This window comes from Nocardia sp. NPDC001965 (assembly GCF_053594175.1).
In genome coordinates this window covers 216,862-234,380 of record NZ_JBSFDZ010000006.1, presented here as the reverse complement: position 1 = coordinate 234,380, position 17,519 = coordinate 216,862, and the positions used below count along the sequence as shown (strand labels likewise).

Annotated in this window: 15 protein-coding genes and 1 pseudogene; 9 read left to right on the top strand and 7 right to left on the bottom strand. The window is 67.3% G+C overall.

The features are described 5' to 3' along the window. Nucleotides 1–114: 114 nt before the first annotated feature. Nucleotides 115–1,068 carry an MBL fold metallo-hydrolase gene (locus ACWCPQ_RS12705; protein ID WP_449897774.1) on the bottom strand — a complete coding sequence of 318 codons (954 nt, stop codon included), beginning with the start codon at nt 1,066–1,068 and terminating at the stop codon, nt 115–117. 259 nt (nt 1,069–1,327) lie between these two features. Between ACWCPQ_RS12705 and ACWCPQ_RS12700 the strand changes: the two genes are divergently transcribed. Next, entirely contained in the window at nt 1,328–3,358 is a 2,031-nt protein-coding gene (locus ACWCPQ_RS12700; protein WP_449897772.1) for an acyltransferase domain-containing protein, read from the top strand. A gap of 104 nt (nt 3,359–3,462) precedes the next feature. On the opposite strand, the gene ACWCPQ_RS12695 is transcribed toward ACWCPQ_RS12700, so the two are convergent. Together ACWCPQ_RS12695 and ACWCPQ_RS12690 are read right to left on the bottom strand one after the other, a co-directional pair. Further along, the gene (locus ACWCPQ_RS12695; RefSeq protein WP_449897770.1) at nt 3,463–3,867 is read right to left on the bottom strand and encodes an RNA-binding S4 domain-containing protein; all 405 of its coding nucleotides are present in this window, start codon (nt 3,865–3,867) and stop codon (nt 3,463–3,465) included. Nucleotides 3,868–3,870: 3 nt separating this feature from the next. Next, the gene (locus ACWCPQ_RS12690) at nt 3,871–4,449 is read right to left on the bottom strand and encodes a C40 family peptidase (protein ID WP_449897768.1); all 579 of its coding nucleotides are present in this window, start codon (nt 4,447–4,449) and stop codon (nt 3,871–3,873) included. A gap of 462 nt (nt 4,450–4,911) precedes the next feature. On the opposite strand from ACWCPQ_RS12690, the gene ACWCPQ_RS12685 reads away from it, so the two are divergent. From ACWCPQ_RS12685 to ACWCPQ_RS12665, 5 genes are all read left to right on the top strand, one after another. Beyond that, a complete protein-coding gene (locus tag ACWCPQ_RS12685; protein WP_449897766.1) occupies nt 4,912–6,099 on the top strand; it encodes an AAA family ATPase in 1,188 nt (395 codons plus the stop codon). Between the two features lie 457 nt (nt 6,100–6,556). Beyond that, nucleotides 6,557–6,847: a hypothetical protein gene (locus tag ACWCPQ_RS12680; RefSeq protein WP_449897763.1), complete on the top strand. Its 291-nt coding sequence runs from the start codon at nt 6,557–6,559 to the stop codon at nt 6,845–6,847. Nucleotides 6,848–7,155: 308 nt separating this feature from the next. Continuing rightward, complete coding sequence (locus ACWCPQ_RS12675) at nt 7,156–7,989, top strand: hypothetical protein (protein ID WP_449897760.1); 834 nt, start codon at nt 7,156–7,158, stop codon at nt 7,987–7,989. Nucleotides 7,990–8,004: 15 nt separating this feature from the next. Then, nucleotides 8,005–9,975: a fumarate reductase/succinate dehydrogenase flavoprotein subunit gene (locus tag ACWCPQ_RS12670; RefSeq protein WP_449897758.1), complete on the top strand. Its 1,971-nt coding sequence runs from the start codon at nt 8,005–8,007 to the stop codon at nt 9,973–9,975. A 4-nt stretch (nt 9,976–9,979) separates the two neighbouring features. Continuing rightward, a complete protein-coding gene (locus tag ACWCPQ_RS12665) occupies nt 9,980–10,726 on the top strand; it encodes a succinate dehydrogenase/fumarate reductase iron-sulfur subunit (protein ID WP_449897755.1) in 747 nt (248 codons plus the stop codon). A gap of 21 nt (nt 10,727–10,747) precedes the next feature. On the opposite strand, the gene ACWCPQ_RS12660 is transcribed toward ACWCPQ_RS12665, so the two are convergent. Beyond that, nucleotides 10,748–10,945: a hypothetical protein gene (locus ACWCPQ_RS12660; protein ID WP_449897753.1), complete on the bottom strand. Its 198-nt coding sequence runs from the start codon at nt 10,943–10,945 to the stop codon at nt 10,748–10,750. A 71-nt stretch (nt 10,946–11,016) separates the two neighbouring features. After that, the gene (locus ACWCPQ_RS12655; protein WP_449897750.1) at nt 11,017–11,253 is read right to left on the bottom strand and encodes a DUF397 domain-containing protein; all 237 of its coding nucleotides are present in this window, start codon (nt 11,251–11,253) and stop codon (nt 11,017–11,019) included. A gap of 279 nt (nt 11,254–11,532) precedes the next feature. Here ACWCPQ_RS12655 and ACWCPQ_RS12650 point away from each other — a divergent pair, with 279 nt between their 5' ends. Then, complete coding sequence (locus tag ACWCPQ_RS12650; RefSeq protein ID WP_449897747.1) at nt 11,533–11,733, top strand: hypothetical protein; 201 nt, start codon at nt 11,533–11,535, stop codon at nt 11,731–11,733. A 201-nt stretch (nt 11,734–11,934) separates the two neighbouring features. Here ACWCPQ_RS12650 and ACWCPQ_RS12645 read toward each other — a convergent pair whose 3' ends face one another. After that, on the bottom strand, nt 11,935–12,879 hold the full coding sequence (locus tag ACWCPQ_RS12645) for a DNA-3-methyladenine glycosylase family protein (RefSeq protein WP_449897745.1): 945 nt from the start codon (nt 12,877–12,879) through the stop codon (nt 11,935–11,937). A 276-nt stretch (nt 12,880–13,155) separates the two neighbouring features. Continuing rightward, nucleotides 13,156–15,960 carry an FAD-binding and (Fe-S)-binding domain-containing protein gene (locus tag ACWCPQ_RS12640; protein WP_449897742.1) on the bottom strand — a complete coding sequence of 935 codons (2,805 nt, stop codon included), beginning with the start codon at nt 15,958–15,960 and terminating at the stop codon, nt 13,156–13,158. Nucleotides 15,961–16,212: 252 nt separating this feature from the next. On the opposite strand from ACWCPQ_RS12640, the gene ACWCPQ_RS12635 reads away from it, so the two are divergent. Both ACWCPQ_RS12635 and ACWCPQ_RS12630 read left to right on the top strand, forming a co-directional pair. Beyond that, the gene (locus ACWCPQ_RS12635) at nt 16,213–16,533 is read left to right on the top strand and encodes a hypothetical protein (RefSeq protein ID WP_449897741.1); all 321 of its coding nucleotides are present in this window, start codon (nt 16,213–16,215) and stop codon (nt 16,531–16,533) included. After that, nucleotides 16,530–17,519 (top strand): annotated as a pseudogene (locus ACWCPQ_RS12630) (hypothetical protein); the annotation flags it as partial. The gene ACWCPQ_RS12635 and the pseudogene ACWCPQ_RS12630, both read left to right, overlap by 4 nt.

Here is a 17,519-nt window from a genome sequence, read left to right as displayed (position 1 = left end):
CCTGCGCCTCGTCGGAACAATGGCGATTCGATCCGACGCAGGAAACGCGGGAAGCCATCCGGGAAAGGCTGGCTTCCCGCACTCTGCGGCCTCGCCGCAATCGCGCCGCCCGGGTCAGTGGGCGGCGAGCTCGGATACCGCGTTGTAGTCGTGCGCGGCGACCACTTCGATACCGGCGGGCAGCGCATGCAGCCGGTGAATGGTCTCGAAGGCGATATCGCGATCCGCGTCGAACAGTTGCCCGGGCATGGGCGCCTTCTCCCGGATCAGTTCGATCTGCAGCCGGTTCCACACCGAATCACCGGCGAGCAGTACCCGGCGGCCGTCCCCGGTGGCCAACAGGACTCCGATACTGCCCGGCGTATGCCCGGCCAGATCCACCAGCAGGACCGAGCCGTCCCCGAACAGGTCCAGGCTGCGGGTGAAGGTGAGTACCGGTGGACCGTCGAGTTCGAGTGGTTCCAGCGGACGACCCTGAAGTGGCCCCCGCGCCACCCCGACCGGTGCGTACGGACCGTCCAGCGCCCACCGCAGTTCCTCGGAGGGCAGCCGCACCGGCACCGAAGCCGGCAATTCGAGAGCCCCGGAAATATGATCCCAGTGCAGGTGGGTGGGTAGTACGAAATCGACTGCGGCGGGGTCGAGGTCGCGCGCGGCCAGTGCGTCGGCCAATCCGAGTACCGGCTCGTCCGGCGCTACGAGCGCCGCAATCGGGAACGGCAGCCCCGGTAGCACCCGCCGGTGCACATGCGCGCACAGTGCCGGATCCACCAGGAACCGCGCCGAAGGATGTTCGACGATATAGGCGCCCATGACCATGGGCAGCTGACCGAAACTGCGCACCCCCTCGGCGACGATGGTCGTCGGCGCGGACATGCGGCCCTGGACGATCACGGTCAGCTCCACGCTCGCCCGGGCGGGCGGCAAAGGGGCGGATTCCAGCCGCGCCAGGAACGCGGTATCGGCCCGCCGGGGACGCAGCAGCCGCCCTGGAGTGGCAGCCAGTGCCGCACAGCAGCGCAGCACGGTGGGGAGGGTGCGGGTTCGTCCGTCCGCGGAATCGGCCACTCGGTCACGGTACCGGCCCGGCTCCGGGCAGGACATCACCCCGCGGCCGAACACCGATCCGGCTGGGCCCGCCTGAACCGGATCCGCGCACCGCCGGATCCGGCGGCGTATGGTCCGGTCCAGACCATGGCGGCGGAAATTGCACGGCGCCAACAGATTCGGAAATCCGGATTACCGGAATTCTCCGGCATAATCGAGGCGTGAGGCCATCCGCTCGCCACGGCCGCCAGGCAGCCCGTCCCTCCGCAGTGTCACTACGATGATCGGTCCTCGCGACGGAGCACTCTTCCTGTTCGGCGGCGAAGGTGGGGAGCACGAACGGATGGGCCGGATGCTGGCCGGCCGCTATCCGGCTTTCGCCGACGCGGTCGTCGCGGCCGGTGACGCGGTCGCCGCGGCAGGCGGGCCGCGGGTCTGGACACCTCGGCACGGTTTCCGGCAAACCGGCGCGGGTACACCCGCGACGGATCCGGCCCCGGCCCGGTCCCACCAGGAATTCGTCCAGCCTGCGCTGTTCGCCTTCCAGGTGGCACTGGCCGAATTACTGACCGCCTGGGGTGTGCGGCCGGACGCGGTGGCCGGGCACGGGATCGGGGAGGTCGCCGCCGCCGTGACCGCCGGAGCGCTACCGCTGGCGGAGGGCGCGAAAGTGGCCGTGGCGCGGGGGCGTGCGGCGAGCCGGATGGCGGGGACCGGCGCGGCCGCCGAACTGCTGACCACCGAGGCCGAGGCGATCCGGTTGGTACGACCGCTGGCGGAGAATGTCTCGATCGCCGCGATCAACGGGCCACGGTCGGTGCTGGTGTCGGGTGCCTCCCGGTATGTGGATGTGGTGGTGCGCCGGGCCGTTCGCCGCGGTATCGCCGCCGCCCGGACGACTTCGGATCATCCGGTGCACAGTCCGGCCATGGCGGCGGCGGTCCCGCAGTTCCTCGCCGACCTCGGCGGGATCCGGCCGACGGTCCCGCGTATCCCGCTGTATTCCGGTGTACACGGCGGAATCGTCGTGGATTCGGCGACGACGGCCCCGGACTATTGGGCCGAGAACCTCACTCATCGAGTGGAACTCGAGATGGCGCTGCGCCGGGCGGCCGAAGACGGTTTGTCGATGCTCCTGGAGATCGGCCCCGAACCGTTGCTCGCGACGGCCGTCCGGGCCGTTCCGGAATTCGCGCACACCACATACGGCACCGCGGACCGGATCGACGAGGGCACCGCATTTCTCACCTGCCTGGCTCAGTTCCATGCCGCACGAGCACTGAGCGCGGCGGGCCTGCCCGAACCGCCGCGACCCGGAGCCGGTGGCATGATGCGCCCGCCGCTCCTCGATGGCATGCCCGGAACGGGCGAAGAGGTCGCGCGGCGGGAATTCCGGTCCACCGGGCCGCGCACAGTATCCCCCGGCACCGGATCGAGCACTCCCGCAATATCTTTCGGCGACCAGTCCGTCGCCGGGACAGCGGACGGAACATCGTTTTCCCGGCACGACGGCCCAGCCGATCGCGACCGGAAACCGAACGGGGAGTATTTGCGGGCGGAGGTCACGGGTGCCGGAACGCTGGCATCGATTCGGCTCGCCGATGACCCCCCACCCACAGATATCATCGCATGGACCCGCATGGTCGATGCCAATAGGGCTATCCGCTTCATCGCGGGCCGCATCGCTCTCGAACCGCCGATGACGATCGATCGATCCGGAACCTATGTCGTCAGTGGTGGTCTGGGCGCTCTCGGTTCGGTCATGGTGCGCCGCCTGCTCGCGGCGGGTGCTCGCGATGTGGTGGTGCCGACCCGCTCGCCACGTCCTGTTCCCCCGCTGCTCGAGGGGTTCGAGGAGCGGATCGTGGTGGTGCACTGCGATACCGCGGACCGCCACGACCTGGACAACGCGCTGCGCGATATCCGCGAAACGGGTTGCACCATTCGCGGAGTGGTCCATGCGGCACAGGTTTTCGAGGATACGGTGGTCGGGACTGCCGTATCCGCCGAGACCGTCGGCGGTTCGGTGCGGGCGGCACCGGAGCAGGAGACGACTGCCGAGGGCCGGGCTGCGGATCCGCCTGATCCGGCACTCGATGCGGGTCGGCTCGCACGGCGGTTCGCACGGATCTCCGCATCGGCGGCCAATCTGATCGAACTCACCGCGGCCGATCCGGTGGCCTTCATCGCGGTGTTCGCCACCCCGGTTCCCGGCACCCCACAACCGATCGGCCCCGACGCCGACCGGCCCTGGGCGTATGAGAACACTGCCGGCCCGCACGACCCGGCCGGCCCGACCCGAGAGCACTGACTGTTCCGACACGACCCGAGCACGGTGGGTCCGCCGGAACGGTATGCGTCGTATCTCCCCGGTGGGTGGGGCGAGATATCGACGAATCCTTCCGGATTCGGGTGTCAGTCCTCGGTCCGGCCGAGCAGCCGATCGGTTTCACGGCGCTCTCGCTTCGTGGGCCGTCCGCTGCCACGGTCACGCTGTGGAAGGGACGCGAGAACTTCGCGGGGCGGTGGCGGCGGGCTACGGTCGATCATGCATTGGGCGGCGATCGGAGCACCGACCCGTTTGGTGATCACTCGCTCCACAACGACGATCCGCTCGATACCGTTGTTCCGGATCCGGATCTCGTCGCCCGGCCGCACGGGCTGCGCGGGTTTGGCTGTCGCACCGTTCACACGCACATGGCCGCCTCGACAGGCGGCGGCAGCAGCCGACCGAGTCTTGAACAATCGGACAGCCCAAACCCAGGAGTCGACCCGGGCCTGGCTATCGCCGTTGGTCTGCTCAGTCGGGGCTCTGCTCACCCGCTACACGATACGACGCGCGGTAACCACATCGTCGGCGGAAAGGTGGGTGTAGGTGACCGGCTCGCCGGACTGCACCGCGTTCAGCAGCAGACCGTCGCCGGCGTACATGCCCACATGGCCACCACCGTTGGTGATGACGATATCGCCGGGCTTCAGGCTCTCGAACGCGATGGGCGCACCGACATGGGACTGTTCGAAGCTGGTGCGCGGCAATTTGATACCGGCCTGCTTGTAGGCCCACTGGACGAGACCCGAGCAGTCGAAGTTGGCCGGACCGGCCGCGCCCCAGGAGTACATGGCGCCGACTTTGGTCTTGGCGGCGTCGAGGGCGACATCACCCAGGGTCTGCTGCTGGACCGGGGCGGGGGGCGCGAAGTTCGGCAGCGCCGGAGCGGCCGGCATGACATGCGGCGCCTGCTCGACGACCTGGTTCAGCTGCTGGTTGAGCTGATCCGCCTGGGCCGCGAACTGGTCCGGCACATCGACATCGAATTTGCCGATACCGGGAACATCGATCGTGGTCGTCGCGGCCGAGGCGATCGCGGGCATCGTGCCCGTAGTCGCGGCCAGCGTGCCCATGACCAGTGCGCCCTTGACAGAATTAGGCAGCTTGGATTCTCGCTGCAAGCTGTGCTTACCCACCGAGCTACGTCTCCGATCCTTCGTGCTCTCCGTCGCTCCGATCGCGCGTCCTACTCGATTCGCGGCGGCCGGCTGCGGCGGCGACCAAGTGGCGCCGCCTCTCTTACGAAACGACTCGACTCCACTAAGTCACAAGAAGGTTACGATGCCCACCCGGTGTTGTCCAGCCGAACGGGTGTCCTTTTCGCGCCAGCAGGGCGTAGAACTGTAAAGCACTGCGGCGACAGCGTTTTTCGGCTCGGCGCAAAGTAACACGAGGGTCTCGTCCGGGCGTGTCGGGTCCGTGCACGGCCACCCCCGAGGCCGCGGCCGCAGGAGTCCGTAGCCACCGCTAGCCCTCTCTAGAAGACGGCATAGATACGGACAGATTTTCCGATCGGCCCGCTACGGTGTGAGGGTATGGACCCCGTGCGGAACCCGTATGCGCCCGGCGCCGGACAGCGCCCACCCGAGCTCGCCGGGCGCGGCAAACAGCTCGACGCGTTCGATATCGTTCTCGAACGGATCGCACGGGGCCGCCCGGAGCGCAGCGTGATGCTCACCGGTCTGCGCGGCGTCGGGAAAACGGTGCTGCTCAATCAGTTGCGTTCGGCCGCCGTCTCCCGGGGCTGGGGCACCGGCAAGATAGAGGCACGCCCGGACCAGGACCTGCGCCGGCCGCTGTCGTCGGCCTTGCACATGGCCGCGCGGGCCATCGCCAAAACCCACCACAACCAGGAACGTGTCGATGATTTCCTGGGCATTCTCAAGGCATTCGCACTCCGGGCGACCGCGGACAAGGGCATGCGGGAACGGTGGCAACCGGGTATCGACGTACCTGCCGTGACCGGTCGCGCCGATTCCGGCGATATCGAAATCGATCTGGTGGAACTGCTGATGGAGGCCGCGGCCCTGGCCCAGGACGTCGGCGCGGGTATCGCCGTGTTCATCGACGAGATGCAGGATCTGGGCCCGGCCGATATCTCGGCCATCTGCGGCGCCTGCCACGAACTCAGTCAGGACACCGCGCCGCTGATCGTTGTGGGGGCCGGGCTCCCGCATCTACCGGCGGTGCTTTCCGCGTCCAAGAGCTACTCCGAACGACTGTTCAGCTATCACCGCATCGATCGGCTGGACCGGAGCTCGGCCGACCGGGCCCTGATCGCACCCGCCGAGCGCGAAGACGTGAAGTTCTCCGACGAAGCCCTCACCGCGCTCTACCGCAAAGCCGACGGCTATCCGTATTTCGTCCAGGCCTACGGCAAGGCGACCTGGGACCAGGCGCCGGGCAGTCCGATCACCGCGGAAGATGTGGAAGTCGCGGCGCCGACCGCCGAAGAGGAACTGGCGGTCGGCTTCTTCGGATCGCGGTACGAGCGAGCCACCCCCGCCGAGCGTGAGTACATGCGGGCCATGGCGGACCTGTCCGGCGACGACGGCCCGGTCGCCACTGCCGCGGTGGCCGCCGAGCTGAGCCGTAAACCCGCATCGCTGTCACCTGCCCGCGACGGGCTGATCAAGAAAGGCCTCATCTATTCGGCGGAACGCGGAACCATCGGATTCACCGTCCCGCATTTCGGGCGCTACCTGCGCAATGTGGCCACCTGACCGGCACCACCACCGATCCACCCGCCCGAGCACTACGTCCGCACCGGCCGGACGACCCGGTCGCGCGGATCCGCCGGCCCCGGTGTGCGCGTCGACACCGGCGTCGTGTGGGCAGCGCGATCGGCGTGGGCCCACTACCCCGATATTCCTTCATCTAGGCGGATAGCTAGACAGCAGAATAGAGGGGTCGAGAGCCGGATCGAGTCTTGTATACGAATGTCTGGCACCGACGCTAGAGATCGATATACACCGCGAGACCGCACGCACACCCATCGCCCGAACTGCACGCATCGCCTCCCAACCGAAACCCGATCTTGATCTTCGGACGAGCCGGAATCCGGATTTTGCCGTACTGTGTTGTAGATCACCTTGTGTGGTCGGTCACAAGATCGCCGGACGGCCGGCGCAGCCCGGCCGGCGCTCGTATCGCGACCGGTCAGCAACTCAGGAGGTATCCATGACACGCAGCGACATCGCGGAGCTCCGATACGCCGTAAACCAGCTCCGGCGCTCCATCGGGGTGCTCCGCACCCACTACGGAGACGCCGGCACCGTGCGCCGGCTGGAGAACGACCTGGAACGGCTCTGTATCGATGCCGACGAGATCGAACAGAGCCCACCGCCGCAGGTGGCGTCACCCCGCGGCCAGGAGCCCATCTACGTACCGGACAGCAAATCCGACGAATCGGCCTGGATGGGCGCACAGGACGAAGGCCTCGGCTTCCATTCGAGACCGCGCACCCAATAGCAGCCGCCGGGATCCACCCGGCACAGCGGGATTCACCGCCGGATAACTGAACCCCGGACATCGGGCCCGAACCCGATGATCAGTAGACGACCGGTCGCCGGACAGGCGGCCGGTCGTTCGCGTTTGCGGTGGGTTCACCGAACCAAGATCGGCAGTAAATGTGGCGCAAATCACCCTACCTCGAGTGCATCCAGATTGCGCAGACCCTGTTCGTCCGATAGCGGGCCGGGCGTATGGTGCTCAGCATCACATTCGATCGCGGAGGTACACATGACCACCCGCACCGCCGATCAGCGAGGCATCGACCAGTGAGTGCCGCAACGACCACGACCGCTCCCGAAGCGGGTACAGGCGTATTCAGCAGGACGAGGGCCCGGATCACCGCCCGGACCCTACGCACGGATCGGTGGTGGCTACCGCCGCTGATCACGGTGATCGGCCTGGCCGCGTTCGTCATCTACGCGACCGTCAGATCGTTTGTGCGCACGGCCTATTGGGTGCCCGACTACCACTATCTGACGCCGTTCTACTCGCCCTGCCTGAGCACATCGTGCGTGGAGGGTGCGAGTCATTTCGGTACGCCCTTCGGCGATCTGCCGATGTTCCTGCCGCTCGGTTTCCTGGTGCTGCCGTTCCTGCTCGGGTTCCGGCTCACCTGCTACTACTACCGCAAGGCCTACTACCGGTCGGTGTGGTTCTCGCCGCCGGCCTGCGCGGTCGCCGAACCCCATGCGAAATACACCGGGGAGACCCGGCTTCCGCTGATCATCCAGAACGCGCATCGCTACTTCTTCTATATCGCGGTGCTCATCTCGTTGATCAACACCTATGACGCCGTGATCTCGTTCCACGGCGAGACCGGCGGCTTCGGCCTGGGGCTGGGCAGCCTGATCATCACCGCCAACGTGATCCTGCTGTGGGCCTACACCCTGTCCTGCCACTCCTGCCGGCATATCGCGGGCGGGCGGCTCAAACACTTCTCCGCACATCCGGTGCGGTACTGGTTCTGGACCCAGGTCTCCAAGCTCAACACCAGGCATATGCAGCTCGCCTGGACGACGCTGGGCACCCTCGTGCTCACCGACTTCTACGTGATGTTGGTTGCCAGCGGCACGATTTCCGATCTTCGCATCATCGACTGAGGAGTTTGCACGGCTATGCCCGAAGTGGAGCGGCACACCTACGACGTCGTGGTGATCGGGGCCGGCGGCGCCGGACTGCGCGCGGTGATCGAAGCCCGGGAACACGGACTGTCGGTAGCGGTGGTGTGCAAATCGTTGTTCGGCAAGGCCCATACCGTGATGGCCGAGGGCGGCTGCGCGGCGGCGATGGGCAACGCCAACGAAAAGGACACCTGGGAAACCCATTTCCGCGACACCATGCGCGGCGGGAAGTTCCTCAACAACTGGCGAATGGCCGAACTGCACGCCCGGGAGGCGCCGGACCGGGTATGGGAGCTGGAAACCTACGGCGCGCTGTTCGACCGGACCACCGACGGCCGGATCAGTCAGCGCAACTTCGGTGGCCACACCTATCCCCGGCTCGCCCACGTGGGCGACCGCACCGGACTCGAACTGATCCGCACCATGCAGCAGAAGATCGTGTCGCTGCAGCAGGAGGATTACGCGCAGACCGGCGACTACGAATCGCGTATCAAGGTCTTCGCCGAATGCACCGTGACCGATCTACTCAAGGACGGAGACCGGATCAGCGGTGCCTTCGGCTACTGGCGGGAATCGGGTCGCTTCATCCTGTTCGAGACGCCGGCGGTCGTGCTGGCCACCGGCGGAATCGGCAAGTCCTACAAGGTGACCTCGAACTCCTGGGAGTACACCGGTGACGGTCACGCGCTCGCCCTGCGGGCCGGCGCACGGCTGATCAATATGGAGTTCTTGCAGTTCCATCCCACCGGAATGGTGTGGCCGCCGAGTGTGAAGGGAATCCTCGTCACCGAGGGCGTCCGGGGTGACGGCGGAGTGCTGAAGAACACCGATGACAAGCGGTTCATGTTCGACTATATCCCGGCCGTCTTCAAAGGACAGTACGCCGAAAGCGAAGAAGAGGCCGATCAGTGGCTGCGCGACAACGATTCGGCGCGGCGCACACCCGACCTGCTGCCGCGTGACGAAGTGGCTCGGGCCATCAACGAAGAGGTCAAAGCGGGCCGGGGTACCGAACACGGCGGTGTCTATCTGGATATCGCCTCACGCCTGTCCCCGGAGGAGATCATCCGCCGCCTCCCGTCCATGCATCACCAGTTCAAGGAACTGGCCGATGTGGACATCACGAAGGAGCCGATGGAGGTCGGCCCCACCTGTCACTATGTGATGGGCGGTATCGAGGTCGACCCCGATACCGGTGCGGCGCACGTACCCGGTCTCTTCGCCGCGGGCGAATGCTCGGGCGGTATGCACGGGTCCAACCGGCTCGGCGGTAACTCCCTGTCCGACCTGCTGGTATTCGGGCGGCGAGCCGGACTCGGCGCGGCGGAATACGTCGAGAAGCTCACCGAGCGGCCGGGCGTCGCCGAAACCGATATCGCGACGGCGGCCCGATCGGCTCTCGCCCCGTTCGACCCGCCGGAGGGCGGATCGGGCGAGAATCCGTACACCCTGCACACCGATCTGCAGCAGACCATGAACGATCTCGTGGGCATCATCCGCAAAGAGCATGAGGTGGGCGAGGCGATCACCCGGCTCGAGGCGCTACGTGCCCGGTTCGAACATGTCACCATCGAAGGGCACCGGCAGTTCAATCCGGGCTGGCATCTGGCCCTGGATATGCGGAACATGCTGCTGGTCAGCCAATGTGTGGCACAGGCGGCGCTGCTGCGCACGGAGAGCCGCGGCGGGCACACCCGCGACGATCATCCGGGCATGGACCCGCAGTGGCGCAACAAGCTCCTGGTCTGCGCCACCGATGGTGCGGGGGTCGCGAATATCCCCGATATCTCCGTCACCGTGCAGGATCAGGCGCCGATGCGCGCTGAACTACTCGCCCTCTTCGACTTCGGCGAGCTGGAAAAGTACTACACCCCAGCCGAACTCGCAGGTCATCCGACCGCGACGAGCGGCACCGCGGCAGGGTCGACACCCGTTGACCGCGATTCGGACAGCAAGGAGGCGTGAGCGGATGAGTTACGACGCCCAGTTCCGGGTATGGCGCGGCGATACCGAAGGCGGCGAACTACAGGACTTCACGGTCGCGGTGAACGAGGGCGAAGTGGTGCTCGACATCATCCACCGCCTGCAGGCGACCCAGGCGTCCGACCTTGCTGTCCGGTGGAACTGCAAAGCGGGCAAATGCGGTTCGTGCTCGGCCGAGGTGAACGGTAAACCACGGCTGCTCTGCATGACTCGCATGTCGACGTTCACCCCGGAAGATGTCGTCACTGTGACGCCACTGCGGACATTTCCGGTCATCCGCGACCTGGTGACCGATGTGTCCTACAACTATCAAAAGGCCAGGGAGATACCGTCGTTCACCCCGCCACCGGATCTGGCGCCCGGTGAGTATCGCATGCAGCAGGTGGACGTGGAGCGCTCACAGGAGTTCCGCAAATGCATCGAATGTTTCCTGTGCCAGAACACCTGCCATGTGGTGCGCGATCACGACGAGAACAAGGAGGCCTTCGCCGGCCCGCGGTATCTGATGCGTATCGCGGAGTTGGAGATGCATCCACTGGACGTGGCCGATCGGCGGGATGCCGCCCAAGAGGAGCACGGACTCGGCTACTGCAACATCACCAAATGCTGTACCGAAGTGTGCCCGGAACATATCAAGATCACCGATAATGCGTTGATACCGATGAAGGAGCGCGTCGCCGACCGGAAATACGATCCGATCGTCTGGCTCGGCAACAAACTCTTCAGGCGCTGACCGGTCGCACGCCGACCGGCGTCACAACATCGCCACCACGCCGGTCGCGACCAGCCCTACCAGCACTCCGACGAACAACGCCGAGAGCACCGAGCCGGTGAGTACGAACACACCTGCCGCGGATGCCGCAAAGAGCAGGCCGACGATCAACCATTCGACGCCGTCGCCGGGCCCGAACTTGCGGAGCCGGGGAGACGAATTCTTGATCCCTGGGTCCACATATCGTTGTCTACCCGTTACCTGAAGCGCCCAAACGCCGTGCTCTAGGCAGCTGCACCCGAAAGAAAGGATCAGGGACGGTCGAATTCACCGTCGCGGACACCGGCGGTGAACGCCGCCCACTCCCCAGGGGTGAATACGAGGACCGGCCCGTCGGGGTCCTTGCCGTCGCGCATCCCGATATGACCGTCGGCGAGCATCGCGATCTCCACATTGTGGGTCCCCGACGCGTCGGCATCCGCACCGGTAGCACCGCTCACCCAGCGGGCGCCCGAAAGGTCCACATTCGTACCGTTGTCGATGCTCATCCAGGTTCTCCTTCACTGCCGCGAAGATCGCCGTATTTCGTGTCCAGGGTCCCGGCGCAGCGCGCCACAAGCATGTAGCGCGATGCTACGCGCAGCCACGACAAGGCCGGGTTTACACCCGTCTACAAGAAATTTCGCAACTCGGTACCCTCGAAGTCGCCGAATCTCACACCATATGGACCGTTCTCGGCCTATGGTGAGCTGTTGGTCGTATGTGCACACCCGGAAAACCACCGCGGACAACAGGAGTCGACCGCGGGTTCAGAAGGAGGTCGTGTGATGCGGTTGAATCTGGACGCCCCGATCCCCACCCTGCTCGCCTGCGGTGCCGATCCCGGCGTGATGACCCCCGAACAAGCTCATTCGGCGATGCAGTTACACCTGGACTGCACCGTGGACGAGTGCCGGGTCCGCCGGCGGGCCCGAGCCACTCTCGTGGACTCCGGGCGCTGCGTTCTGGACAACCGCGCCCTCCAGTAGCGACCGGATTCCGGCGCCGAACCGGCCGATCACCGGCTTTACGCACCTGATAGAACCAGGTTCTCCCCGATCGTGAATTGCGTTCCCGGCTCGGTGTCAACCGGTGATTCGTTCCGCTCGGTGCCGACCGACGATCCGTCCCGGCTCGGTGCCGACCGACGATCCGTCCCGGCTCGGTGCCGACCGACGATCCGTCCCGGCTCAGTGCCACCGGTGATCGGTGATCGACGCGCGAGGACCGAACCGCGGCTTGCGGGCCTGCCCGCTGATCTCCAGCAGCCGGACGGTGCGGTACCGATGTGGACGTACCGGTTCGAGGTACTCCACCATCTCGGCGTCGTCGATATCCCGCCCGAGCAGGGTCCAGCCGATGATCGACGCCAGATGGAAGTCACCTACCGACAGCGCATCGGCGTCACCGAGGGCACGCTGCGCCGTCTCCGCGGCCGTCCACTCCCCTATACCGGGGATCGTCCGGAGCCGGCGGGCGGCCTCGCCCGGATCCAGCGTCGCGGTCCGCTCCAGCGAGTCGGCGACCCGGGCGGCCCGGACGACGGTCTGCCAGCGCTGCGGTCCGACATTGGCCCGGTGATAGCTCCACGAGGGGATCCGGCTCCAGGTCGCCGCGTCGGGCGGCACCCGCATCCCCTCCGGCGCGGGCCCGGGCGGCGGGCTACCGAACCCGTGCAGCAGGCGGCGCCATGCCGCGTGCGCGGAAACGGTGGTCACCTTCTGCTCCAGGATCGCCGGGACCAGCGCTTCGAGCACCCGGCCGGTACGCAGCATTCGCAGCCCGGGGTGTCGCTGGTGCGCGGCCGCCACCGTGGGATGGACGGCGACGAAATCGTCGACCTTCTCGTCCAGGCACAGCATGCGATCGAGCCCGTCGAGGAACTCCGCGGCCCCCGCACCCCAGGCATCCGCGGTGACGGTGACCGGATCGTCCTGGACCAGCCGGTAGGTGACCGGCCCGGCCGGCATCCGGGAGGTGCGCCAGTGGGCTCCGTCCGGGGTGATCTGATGGCAAGGATCGCCCGGTCCGCGACGCAACGGCGCGAGCGTATGGGCGAGGTGGACCGGGACGTCGGCGGACACGGTCCGCGTCGCCCACGCGTCGTCTCCGGTTCCCGTTGTTCGGACAGGCACAATGTCATTGTGCGCTGCCCGGGTAACGGTGCCCCGTCGCACTACGATGAAAAACGCAGTTGAGCAAATCTACGGCTCTTGCCGCGACTGGAGGTTTCCATGATCACCGAAGGGCTCAATTGGCTACTCAGTCTGTGGGGGTCGGTTTTCGCCGGCAGCTCCGGCTACGAGATTCCGCCCGGAACCCTGCCTTTCGGAAGTTGATCTCCCCCGGAGCACCGCCGGCTCGTCACGGGCGGCCGTAGCCGCCGGATACCGGCCGTTCGACATATGAAATCAACTGTCCTCCAGGAGAATCTGGGCTAGATGCCGACCTCGGCGCGCGGCCAGCTGAGCGGCCTGGGTACGGCAGGAGAATCCGTCGGCGACGACGACCGCGTCCGGCCCCGCCCGGTCGAGAGCCGGCAATATCCCGTTGGCGGCGACGGCCGTCGATATTTCGTAATGCCCTTTCTGCATTCCGAAATTACCGGCCAGGCCGCAGCACCCTGCGATCTCGGTCACATCGACCCCCATCTGGGCAAATATCCGGCGATCCGCCTCGAATCCCAGCACCGAATAATGGTGGCAGTGCGGCTGCACAACCATCGACCGGCCCGCGCGACTCGGCGGCCGCCAGTCCGGTTGCGCGGTGAGGAACTCGGCGAGTGTGCGAACCGCGGCCGCCACCGGCGCAGAACGGGGATCCTCGGGCAACAGTTCCGGCAGATCGGCCCGTAGTGCGGCGGTACAGGACGGTTCCAAGCCGACCACCTGTCCACCGGCCCGGACGTGGTCCTCGAGCGCGCCGAGCGTGGCGCGCAACCGGGCACGGGCGCCGTCCAGCTGGCCGGTGCTGATCCAGGTCAGCCCGCAGCACACCGGCCGGCGCGGCACGACCACGCGGTACCCGAGGGAATTGAGCAGCCGTACGGCCGCCAGCGCTATCTCTGGATCGAAGGCATTGGTGAAGGTATCCACCCAGAGCATCACCGCCGGCGCGGTCGCTGCCGCTACCTGCTGATTCTCCGATTCCTTCCGCCAGATACGCCGGAAGGAACGCGGCGCGAGCTCCGGCACCGTGCGGCGCGGATCGACCCCGGCCGCCCGCATACCCAGCCGGCGCAACGGCCCGGCGCCGGCCAAGGCGTTGATCAACCGCGGCATCCGGGTGGCGCCTGCCAGCCAGCGCGGCAACATTCCCAGCGTGTAGTGGTCACGCGGACGCGGACGCCCGCGGTAGCGCCGGTAGAGGGTCTCCGATTTGTAGGTCGCCATATCGACCCCCGCCGGGCAATCCGTTCCGCAGGCGCGACAGGAAAGACACAGATCCAGCGATTCGGCGACCGCGGGCGCGGACCAATCCAACTCGCCCCGCACCACCTCCTGCAGCACCCGCGCTCGGCCCCGGGTGGTGTCCTTCTCGTCGGCCGTGGCCAGATACGACGGACACATGAAACCACCCGTGGCCCGGGTATCGGCCCGACATTTACCCACCCCGACGCAGCGGTGTACCGCGGTCGACATATCCCCGTCGCCACCGAACGCGAAACCGCCGGCCCGGGGCAGCAGCGGCAGACCGGTGAGTCGCAGATCGGCGTCCAGCGGGCGCGGCGCCACCAGGACCCCCGGGTTGAGAACGTTCTCCGGATCGAACAATGCCTTGTAACCGGCGAAGACCGCGCGAACCTCGGCCGAGTACATGATGTCCAGCAGTTCCGAGCGCGCCCTGCCGTCACCGTGCTCACCACTGAGCGAACCACCGTGGCCCACCACCAGGTGGGCCGCATCGGTCAGAAATGCCCGGAACCGTTCCGGTGCGGTGGCGATGGGCAGATCCAGCCGCACATGTATACATCCGTCGCCGATATGCCCGTAGAGCAGCCCGTCGACCTTGTGCTCGCGCGTCAGATCCTCGAAATCGCGGAGATAGGCGCCGAGTCGCGCGGGTGGTACCGCCGCGTCCTCCCAGCCCGGCCAGGCCGGTTCACCGTCGCGGGTCCGGCCGGCCAGACCCGCCCCGTCGGCCCGGATCCGCCACAGCGCGGCCGCGGCGCGCGGCTCGTCGATGATCCGCGTGTCCAGGGCTCCGGCCGCCGCACACAGAGTCCGCGCGGCGGCACGGGTCGCGGCGGCGTCCGCCCCGGCCAGTTCCACGAACAGCCAGCCTGCCCCGCGCGGTAGCTCGGGGACCCGGCGGCCGTGCGCCCGCACTGTCTCGACCAGACCGGCGTCGATACCTTCCACCGCGACCGGCGCGACCGAGACCACCGCGGCGATATCGTCGGCGGCGGTCGCCAGGTCCGGGTAGCCGAGCACGACCAGCAGCGTCGCGGGCGGAATCTCCACCAATTCCACTTCGGCCTCGAGCAGCACTCCGCAGGTGCCCTCGGAACCGACGAACGACGCCGCTACCGATCCGCCTCGTTCCGGCAGCAGATGTTCCAGGCCGTAACCCGACGCCTGCCGGTCGAACCGGCCCAGGTCGGTGCGGAGTACGGCGAGCGAGCTCGTGGTGAACTCCGGTAGCCCCGGGACCGCGTCCAACGCGTCCGCCAGCCGGCGGGGGGCGCCGGTACCGTCGAGGATCCGCAGTTCCCGGACCCGGTCGGATGTGCGGCCCCAGGCAATGGCATGCGGCCCGCAGGCATTGTTGCCGATCATCCCGCCGAGCGTGCAGCGGTTCTGGGTGGACGGGTCGGGGCCGAAACGCAACCCGTAGGCGCCCGCGCGGCGTTGCAGCTCCGACAGCACCACACCCGGCTGTACCCGGGCGGTCCGGCGGTGCGGGTCGATCTCGCTGATTCCGTTCATGTACCTGCTGAAATCGACGACGATGCCGGGACCGACCGCATTCCCCGCGACGGAGGTACCGGCGCCCCGCGGAGTGAGGGCCGCCCCCTCGGCCCGGGCGACCTCCAGTACGGCGGCCACATCCTCGTCGGCACGGGGGAAGACAACAGCCTCGGGCAGGACCCGGTAGTTCGAAGCATCCGACGAGTACTCCACCCGGCGACGGCGGGAGATGTCCACCGCGTCGATACCGATCCGCGCGCGCAGATGCCGCGCGAGAGTGTCCCGTCGTACATCCTGGTCGGTCACACGAACCAGCCTAGGCTCGCGACCCCGGATCGCTCCGGACTCACCGGCGCACCGGGGCCGGTGAGTCGGCACACCGCACCGGCCGATACCGATTGTGAACGGCGGGAAAACTTCCGGTACCGCGGGAACCCGTATCCCGCCGCCGCCGTCGAACCCTGTAGCAGAGCAGGATTCGCGCCGGGCCGGCCGAGTCCTGTGGTCCGTCGTCCGGCGGATACCGGCGGTGAGCGGATTGCCGCCGAAACACGGGGAGTGATCGACATGTTGATGGATATCGGAGCGGTGCAGGGTATCGCGGGGGAACTGCGGGGATCGGCCGACGAGGTCAATGCCGCCGCACTGCGCACCGCAGATTGCCTGCGCGGATTCGAAACCGCCGACGCCGGCCGCGATTACCGAGCAGCAGGCGAACGCCTGGGCCAGGGGCTCGGCGATATAACCCGCTATCTCTTCTCCTGGGCCAACTGCGTACACGACTGCGGGACCGCGTTGTGGGCGAGCGCGAGCAGCTGCACCGGCGTGGACCAGGCCACGGCCACCAACCTCGGCGCGGTCGCGGGGGCGTTCGAATGAGGACCGGCGACGATACCGGCGCCGACGCGATCCTGGACACCGGCACCGACGCGCTGCGGTACTTCGAGGTCTTCCTCCCCCGCTACCGCGAATGGACCGGGGCCGCACCGGCGGGTGGCGACTATGCCGGGCTGGCCGCTGCCTACGATCAGCAGCGCGGGCTGGACCTGGCGAGACTACGCGATTTCACCACCGTGCTGACCGAGGAGCTGACCGGACGGGTCGAGGACGAGGCGGGCACCCAGACATTGCGGTTCGGCGAAGTACCGGGCCTGTGGAGTGGTTCGCCCGCGGCCGACAACGCCCAGCAGCTGCTGGCCGACGCGGGCAGCAAGATAAGCGCCGGCCTGGATTCCCTGGGCGCCGTCCGGACCGCCGCCACCACAGCGGTCGAACAGATCGATACAGCTCTGCGGCAGAAGGCCGACGCCGCCCGGACCGGTTTCGATCCGGATACGGCCGGTGGCAAAACGGCAGCGCAGATCGACCGGTTCATCGATATCGCCCGCGGACAGGGCGATACCGCCGGTGATCCGGTGACCGAGCAGCTGCGCACCGAACTACCGGCGAACTACACCGGCGACCCGGATCCGGAAACCGTGTGCCGCGATTGGCTGGACCAGGTGTTCGTCACCGAGGTCGACGCAAAGGTCACCGCCTTCACCACGTTGTGCACCGAAGCGCACACCACGGTGTCCGGCGCCTACGAGCAGTTGCTCACCGCGCTGGACGCGGTGCAGACGGGCACATTCTTCTCGCCGGGCGGGCGGCTCTCGGCCGATTCGGATCTCACCTACACGAGCGGGCAACCGACCTACTCCGCCGCGGTCGGTACCCCGATCGCCGCCGCGGCACCCGGCGCCGAGATCCCGGCCGCGGGAACGAATCCCGCGGCGATCACGCAGACCCCGGACACCGGTTCGGGCACACCGTCCAGCCTCGCCCTGACGACGACACCGGCTTCCACCGGAACACCGGCATCCACC

Excerpts from the sequence above, each read along its gene's own strand:
- ACWCPQ_RS12700 (WP_449897772.1), top strand. The coding sequence starts at position 1,328 with ATGATCGGTCCTCGCGACGGAGCACTCTTCCTGTTCGGCGGCGAAGGT.
- ACWCPQ_RS12690 (WP_449897768.1), bottom strand. The coding sequence starts at position 4,449 with ATGGGCACGCTGGCCGCGACTACGGGCACGATGCCCGCGATCGCCTCG.
- ACWCPQ_RS12685 (WP_449897766.1), top strand. The coding sequence starts at position 4,912 with ATGGACCCCGTGCGGAACCCGTATGCGCCCGGCGCCGGACAGCGCCCA.
- ACWCPQ_RS12680 (WP_449897763.1), top strand. The coding sequence starts at position 6,557 with ATGACACGCAGCGACATCGCGGAGCTCCGATACGCCGTAAACCAGCTC.
- ACWCPQ_RS12670 (WP_449897758.1), top strand. The coding sequence starts at position 8,005 with ATGCCCGAAGTGGAGCGGCACACCTACGACGTCGTGGTGATCGGGGCC.
- ACWCPQ_RS12665 (WP_449897755.1), top strand. The coding sequence starts at position 9,980 with ATGAGTTACGACGCCCAGTTCCGGGTATGGCGCGGCGATACCGAAGGC.
- ACWCPQ_RS12655 (WP_449897750.1), bottom strand. The coding sequence starts at position 11,253 with ATGAGCATCGACAACGGTACGAATGTGGACCTTTCGGGCGCCCGCTGG.
- ACWCPQ_RS12650 (WP_449897747.1), top strand. The coding sequence starts at position 11,533 with ATGCGGTTGAATCTGGACGCCCCGATCCCCACCCTGCTCGCCTGCGGT.